The 6,902-nt window shown below is 72.8% G+C and carries 5 protein-coding genes; 3 read left to right on the top strand and 2 right to left on the bottom strand.

All coding sequences use genetic code 11. The annotated features are described in order from the left end of the window. The first annotated feature begins 70 nt into the window (after window positions 1-70). The 3 genes from AC1DUE_RS11995 to AC1DUE_RS11985 all read left to right on the top strand — a co-directional run bounded on the left by AC1DUE_RS11995 (window position 71) and on the right by AC1DUE_RS11985 (window position 2,177). On the top strand, window positions 71-562 hold the full coding sequence (locus AC1DUE_RS11995; protein ID WP_477039651.1) for a hypothetical protein: 492 nt from the start codon (window positions 71-73) through the stop codon (window positions 560-562). A 162-nt stretch (window positions 563-724) separates the two neighbouring features. After that, complete coding sequence (locus AC1DUE_RS11990; RefSeq protein ID WP_477039650.1) at window positions 725-853, top strand: molybdopterin oxidoreductase; 129 nt, start codon at window positions 725-727, stop codon at window positions 851-853. Window positions 854-947: 94 nt separating this feature from the next. After that, window positions 948-2,177, top strand: a complete 1,230-nt coding sequence (locus AC1DUE_RS11985; RefSeq protein WP_477039649.1) for a pyridoxal phosphate-dependent aminotransferase — start codon at window positions 948-950, stop codon at window positions 2,175-2,177. Window positions 2,178-2,181: 4 nt separating this feature from the next. Here the strand turns inward: AC1DUE_RS11985 and AC1DUE_RS11980 are convergent, their stop codons facing one another. Further along, window positions 2,182-5,298, bottom strand: coding sequence for an Ig-like domain-containing protein (locus tag AC1DUE_RS11980; protein WP_477039648.1), 3,117 nt, complete (start codon window positions 5,296-5,298; stop codon window positions 2,182-2,184). Window positions 5,299-5,547: 249 nt separating this feature from the next. Beyond that, window positions 5,548-6,849: a multidrug effflux MFS transporter gene (locus tag AC1DUE_RS11975; RefSeq protein ID WP_477039647.1), complete on the bottom strand. Its 1,302-nt coding sequence runs from the start codon at window positions 6,847-6,849 to the stop codon at window positions 5,548-5,550. Window positions 6,850-6,902 lie beyond the last annotated feature (53 nt).

Genomic DNA, 6,902 nt, shown 5'->3' with positions numbered 1-6,902 from the left:
GCGCCCGCCCRCCACGGCGATAGTCTCGTGGGCTCAACGCCTGTCCCACGTGACGACGGAGGAACCCCGCATGTCCACCCGCATCTCCCGCCTCGCCGTTCCCCTCGTCGCCGGGGTGCTCACCCTCGGCCTCACGGCGTGCTCCTCGTCCGACATCGACGGCGCGGCGCAGAAGGCCAAGGACGCGGCGTCGTCGGCGAGCCAGGCGGTCGACGAGATCACGGCCAAGGTCGACGAGGCGAAGTCGGCGGCCTCGGACGCGAAGGCGAAGGTCGACGAGCTCGCTGCCGAGCTGCAGTCGCTGGACGGCGCCGGGCAGAAGGCCGTCAACGACGCGGGCACCGCGGTCACCGACGCACAGTCCGCGCTCGACGACGCGAAGGCGAACGGCACCGAGCAGGCGCAGACGGCCATCGACGACGCGAAGAAGAAGGTCGACGACGCCAAGGCCGAGGTCGAGTCGGCGAAGGCGAACGCGACGGGTTCGGCAGCCGACTCCCTCGACGCGCTCGCCGCGCAGCTGAGCACCCTCAGCGACAAGCTCGACAGCGCCGGTTCCTGACGAGCGAGCGGCCTTCGTCGCCGGACGTCACGGGGCCGTCGGTACCTCCACACCCCGCGAATTCACGAGGTTCGGGCGGTTTGGTGCCCTGCGAAGGGGTGAATTAGCCACCTGTCGGCGCGGGATGTTGTACGTAAGTCGTTCCGTGCCGATCTTGATTGTATGGAAGATCGTCAGGCGCACCGCGAGCTGCGACGCCACCACGTCGAGTGGTGGATCGTGACTGCTTGGGCGTCCCTCGGGCTGGTCGTGGCAGCGGGCTTCACAGCCGCCGCCGGACTGGTGAGCTGAGCGCACACGCTCCGTGGACCCGCTGCGGCGGGTCCGCCTCGACGCACGGTCGCCGGTTCGGGTGCTGGACCTCGTACCCGCCTATCCTCACCGCATGACTGACGCTCGTTGGCAGGCCGTCGCCCGCGCCACCGGCCTGCTCGGCGCCGACGGCGTCCCGCGCGCCACCGTCTTCGCGGAGATGTCCGCCCTCGCCGCCAGCACCGGCGCGGTCAACCTCGGGCAGGGCTTCCCGGACGTCGACGGGCCGGAGTCGGTGGCCCGGGCGGCCGCGGACGCGATCCTCGACGGAGCCAACCAGTACCCGCCCGGCCCGGGCATCCTCGCGCTGCGGCAGGCGATCGCCGAGCACCAGCTGGCGAGCTACGGCCTGCGCTGGGACCCGGACACCGAGGTGCTCGTCACGGCCGGCGCCACCGAGGCCCTCGCTGCCGCGGTGCTCGCCCTGGCCGGCCCCGGCGACGAGGTGCTCACCCTCGAGCCGTTCTACGACTCCTACGCGGCCGTGATCGCCATGTCGGGCGCGACCCACACGACGGCCCCGCTGCGCGCCACGGCGGACGGCTTCCGGCTCGACCTCGACGCACTGGCGACGGCGTTCACCGACCGCACGCGGATCGTCCTGGTCAACACGCCGCACAACCCGACCGGGACGGTGCTCACCGGCACCGAGCTCGGGGCGATCGCCCGGCTCGCCCAGGTGCACGACGCGCTCGTGCTCACCGACGAGGTCTACGAGCACCTGCTGCTGCGCGACGACACTGGGGGACGACCGACGCACGTGCCCATCGCGACGCTGCCGGGCATGGCGGAGCGGACGCTGACGGTCTCGTCGGCGGGCAAGACCTTCTCGTTCACCGGCTGGAAGATCGGCTGGGTCACTGGCCCGGAGCACCTGGTCACCGCGGTCCGGACGGTCAAGCAGTTCCTCACGTACGTCTCGGGTGCGCCGTTCCAGCCCGCCATCGCGTTCGCCCTGCGCGACCCGACGGTCCGGCTCTGGGTCGACGAGCTGGCCGAGTCGTTGTCGCGTCGTCGCGACCTGCTGTGCGAGGGCCTCGTGGACGCCGGCTTCACCGTGGTGCGCCCGCAGGGGACCTACTTCGTGCTCGCCGACGCGGCGCCGCTGGGCTACGCGGACGGCACCGAGCTGTGCCGCGCCCTGCCGGGACTGGCCGGGGTCGTCGGCGTCCCCGTGAGCGCGTTCACGCACGAGGGCTCGCCGGTCGACACTGCCCTGCGCTCGTGGGTCCGGTTCACCTTCGTGAAGCGTGACGACGTGCTCGAGGACGCGGTCCGGCGGCTGCACCGCCTGCACACCTGAGCGATCAGGCGCGGGCTCGACCGGCCGTCCGGCGGCGGGCGACGACGAGGGCGACACCGACGCTGAGCATCACGAGCGCGAGCGCAGCCCCGCTGGCCGGGTCGGAGCCCGTGAGCGCCAGCGACGGGGTCTCGGGTTCGTCCACGACCGCAGGCGTCACCGGTGCCGCGACCGTGGTCGACGCGACGAGAGTCGGGACGGCGGCCGGTGGTGCCGGGTACTTGACCGACAACCGCGCCGACACGCTCTGACCGGCGGTGTTGGAGACGCTGTAGCGCAGGTGCGCGACGCCCTGGAACCCGGGCACGGGTGTGAACCGGACGCCCGCGGACGTGACCAGCCACGTTCCCTCGTGCGCCACGGTCACGCTGGTGACGGCCGCGCTGCTGACGGGATCCAGCAGGCGCACCGTGGCGGGGTCGAACGCGAGGTTGTCCCCCGGCACGTCGTTCTCGAGCTCGGCGAGCGTCACGGGCAGGTCGGGGACCCCGTCCGCCGAGTCGTCGGTCGCCGCGGCGAGCTGCACGGGCGCGGTGACGCGCACCGTGACCCGGGCGGCGACCGGCTGGCCCGCTCCGTCGACGGCGTTGTAGGTGAACGCGTCCGTGCCGCCCCACCCGGGCGCGGGCGTGTAGCGGTAGCCGCCGTCCGGGTCGATGACGACCGTGCCGTGCGCCGGCGGCGTCCCGACCGAGACCACCGTGAGGTGCGCGCCGTGGTCGTTGGGCAGCACGCCGCCCGGACCCGCGACGGTGTGCGTCGTGTTCGGGGGGATCGTGCCCGCGTCGTCGTCGGCGGCCGTGGGGGTGACGACGATCGTCACGGTCGCGACCGGCGAGGGCAGGGCACCGGCCGTGGCCCGGTACGTGAAGGTGTCCGTGCCTGAGAAGTCGTGGGCCGGGGTGTAGACGAACGAGCCGTTCGGGGCGAGGACGACCGTCCCGTGCGTCGGCGGCGCGACGACCGCGACGACGAGCCCGGTGCCCGCGTCGTTGGTCAGGACGCCCGGGGCCGCGACCGTCAGCGGGGTGTTGACCACGGTGGTCCAGCTGTCGTCGACCGCCCGCGGCGTCACCGTCAGGAGCACCGTCGCGTTCGCCGTCTGGCCGGCGTCGTCGGCGATCGTGTAGACGAAGCTGTCCGTGCCGATGTAGCCTGCCGCCGGCGTGTAGGTGTACGAGCCGTCCGCGCCGAGGACCACCGCGCCGTGCACCGGCGGGGTCGTGACGGTGGTGCGCACGCTCAGCCGGGTGCCCTCGTCGTTGACCAGGAGCCCGTCCGGCGGACCGGGCGTCGCCGAGACCACGAGCGGGGTGTCGACGGTCGTCGTCTCGGACTCGCCCACGGCCACCGGGGCGTCCGGGATGTCGAGCACGTCGAGCGTCGTCTGGAACTGGACGGACGGGAAGTAGGTCCACACGTCGAGGCCCTTGGCGTCGCCGAGCGTGCCGTTGCTGGGTGCGCAGTGCGAGTTGGCGTTCGCGCCGAGGCCGTCGCCGAACGCGCGGGCCGTGCTCGTGCTGTCGACGCCCGGCTGCACCAGCACGCCGGAGACGATCGTGGGCTCGGTGCGGGCGAACGGCAGGCTGGGCAGCGCGCCGACGAACGACGGGCAGAGCAGCCCGCTCGTCGCGTCGCCCACGAAGGTGCCGTTGCTCGCGGTGTAGCTGCGGTCGTCGAAGAAGACCCGGGTGCAGTTCGTCCCGGTGCTCGCCACCCCGGTGAACGGGCACTGCCCGTTCGGCGGGTTGAGCAGCGTGATGCTCGGGCCGCCCTTCGTCGAGCTCTCCACGTCGAGCATGGGCGCGTGGTACTCGCCGGCGCGCAGGACGGCCTTGACCTTGTAGTCGTCCTGGACGGGGAACGGGGTGCCGGCGTTGTCGCGACCGTCCCACGTGACGGTGGAGACCCCGGCGGCGACCACGCCCCGCAGGACGCGGTTGGCGGGAGCACCGGGGTCGTAGCTCGTGCCGTCGCGGGAGACGACGATCTCGTAGGTGCCGCCGGTGCCGGCGTTGAGCGTGAACGTCCCGCCCTGGTCGATGTAGCTGCCGCGCGCGGTCGCGCGACCGGTGAAGTCGACGGCGGACAGGACGGGCGGGACGGGGTTGCTCGGGATGCCGAGCGCGGCGAGCGTCTCGGGCGCGAGCGGCTCGAACGAGAGCGGGTACTCCGGCGCGGCCAGGTGGACGCCACCGACGAGCTGGGGCAGCTGCTGCGGGTTCGTCCCCGTGCCCACGACGTCGTGGTTGAGCGGCGTCACGCCGTCGGCGTCGAGGAAGCCCTCGCGGTTGCCGTAGAACACGAAGCCGTTGGGGTCGAAGCCGTTGGTGTTCACCAGGTACCGGTAGCCGTCGAGAGTGTTCAGGTACATCGACATGGTGACCGGGCGCGGGTTGCTGCCCGTGAACGCGGCGAGCACGTAGGTGAACACGCGGCCGGTGAAAGAACCCGTGCCCGTGGTGTCGCCACCCGCCCGGACCGTGATGTCCCAGGCGTTCACCGCCGTCCCGGCGTTGGGCCGGAAGGTCCCCGGGTCGAGCGCCGCGTCCGGCGATCCGTCGGCCGAGCCCGCCGGTCCGGCCTCGCCGTAGAACGCGACCCGGTAGAGCCCGGTCGTCGGCGCGACGTACACGCACGGCTCGTACCCGGCGGTGTTCGCCGACCCGTCCACGGAGCGGGCGCGCGCCAGCTCCTGCGCACGCGTCGAGATGAGCCCGGTCGTCGCGGTCCCGCGGTGCGCCGAGCACAGGAAGCCGTTCGTCCCGTCGACAACCGTCGGCAGGACGGCGGCCTCCGCGTCGGTGATCTGACCGGGGTTCCAGATGGCGACGTCCGCGGCTCCCGTGCCGACCGACGACGATCCCGTGAGGATCTGCTCGCCCTGTCGCACGAACACCGAGAAGAGCGTCCGTCGCTGGATGCGCGTGTCGCCCGCGGGTCCGTAGGCGTTCGTGCGCCACTCGATCGCGGCCCGGCACGTCGTGGTGCCGCTGCACGCGGGATCGACGCCGCCGACCTTCGGGTACAGGTCGGCGCTGCCCGACGCGAACGCGGGCGTGGTGGCACCCCCGAGGGCGAGGACGCAGACGAGGAAGCAGAGAGCGAGGCGACGGAGCACGGTCGGGCGGTCCTTTCGGTGCCCGCCGAGCATCGTGGCGCGTCGACATCTCCCTGGCTGCGCACGACCCCGTGGGCGGGGTGTCGCGGGCACGCTACGGGCGTTGTCGCGGCCGGCCCTGCGCCGTTCGGGTGGATCGAGGCGACGACATCGACTTCACCCGTGCGACTTGTCCGGCGATGTGCATTTCGCCTCGTCGCGAGCCTGGGAAGCGCAGCTCGGCCGCCTCGTCGTCGTGCTCCGCGGACCTCAGTCCAGGACGGGCGAACCGCTCGTCCACGCTCCGTCGCGCCGGTAGGCGGGGGTGCCGAACGCCAGCACGAGGAGGGCCCCGACGGCCGAAGCGAGCATGACCGAGGCCATCGCGACGGCGTCGCCGCCGAGCAGTCCGGACAGGGGGCTCACGACGCCCGCGACCCCCGACTGCGTCGCGCCGATCACGGCCGCCGCGGTGCCGGCGATGGCGCCGTGCCGCGTGAGCGCGAGCGCCGACGCGTTGGGCGGCACGAAGTTCACCATGAACAGGATCAGCCAGAGGACCACCAGCAGGGCGGGCAGCCCGCCCCAGCCGGTGACGGCGATCGCGAGGAGCGCGACCGCGAGCGACACGGAGACCGGCAGCACGACCCGCAGGATCCGGATCGGCGCCACGCGGCGCACCAGCGCGGCGTTCACCTGGGCGCCGGCGACCAGGCCGATGCCGTTCACGGCGAACAGCAGCGCGAACTGGCTCGACGTCATCCCGTACCCCTCGCGGAGCACGAACGGCGATCCGACCACGTAGGCCATGAGGACGGCCACGCCGAGGCCCGGCAGGATCGAGAGCGCGACGAAGTGGCGGTCGCGGACCAGCCGCCCGTAGCCGGCCATCGCGGTGCGCAGGCCACCCTCGCGGCGGCGCTCCGGCGGCAGCGTCTCCGGCATGCGTCGCCAGACCACGACCCAGAGCGCCGCGCCGAACAGGGCGAGCGCACCGAAGACCGCCCGCCAGCCCAGCTGTCCGGCGATCAGCCCGCCGATCGACGGGGCGAACAGGGGCGCCACGCCGATCACGAGCATGAGCCGGGACATCAGGCGGGACGCGTCCGAGCCGACGAACCGGTCGCGGATGATCGCCATCGCCACGACGGATGCCGCCGCGTTGAAGAAGCCCTGGAAGGTCCGCAGCGCGATGAGCGGGATGATCGCCGGCGCGACCATGCACAGCAGCGACGTGACCACGTGCATCGCGACACCGAGGAGCACGGGCAGCCGTCGACCGAACCGGTCGGACAGCGGCCCGATCACGAGCTGGCCGGCCGCACCGCCGACGAGCATCGCGGTCATGGTCAGCTGCGCCATGGTCGCGGTGGTGCCCAGGTCGCGCGCGACCTCGGGCAGCGACGGCAGATAGATGTCGACCGAGATGGCCGGCAGCGCGCACATCATGCCGAGCAGCAGGACGTAGCGGAAGTCCGGCGTGTACGTCCGCCGGGGTGCGTCGAGGCCGGCCGCGGTCGGTGCCGGTGCGGCCGGTGCAGTGGTTCTGGGCGGGGAGGTGCGCAAGCTCATCGCGAGCCATGTTTTCATTGCCCCGGGCAGTTTGTCGAATCGATTCGATGTGA

The organism is Cellulomonas sp. P4_A2, assembly GCF_056402515.1.
This window is presented reverse-complemented; position numbering and strand designations above follow the sequence as displayed.

Coding starts and splice junctions, on each gene's coding strand:
- AC1DUE_RS11990 (WP_477039650.1), top strand. CDS start 725: ATGGAAGATCGTCAGGCGCACCGCGAGCTGCGACGCCACCACGTCGAG.
- AC1DUE_RS11975 (WP_477039647.1), bottom strand. CDS start 6,849: ATGAGCTTGCGCACCTCCCCGCCCAGAACCACTGCACCGGCCGCACCG.
- AC1DUE_RS11995 (WP_477039651.1), top strand. CDS start 71: ATGTCCACCCGCATCTCCCGCCTCGCCGTTCCCCTCGTCGCCGGGGTG.
- AC1DUE_RS11985 (WP_477039649.1), top strand. CDS start 948: ATGACTGACGCTCGTTGGCAGGCCGTCGCCCGCGCCACCGGCCTGCTC.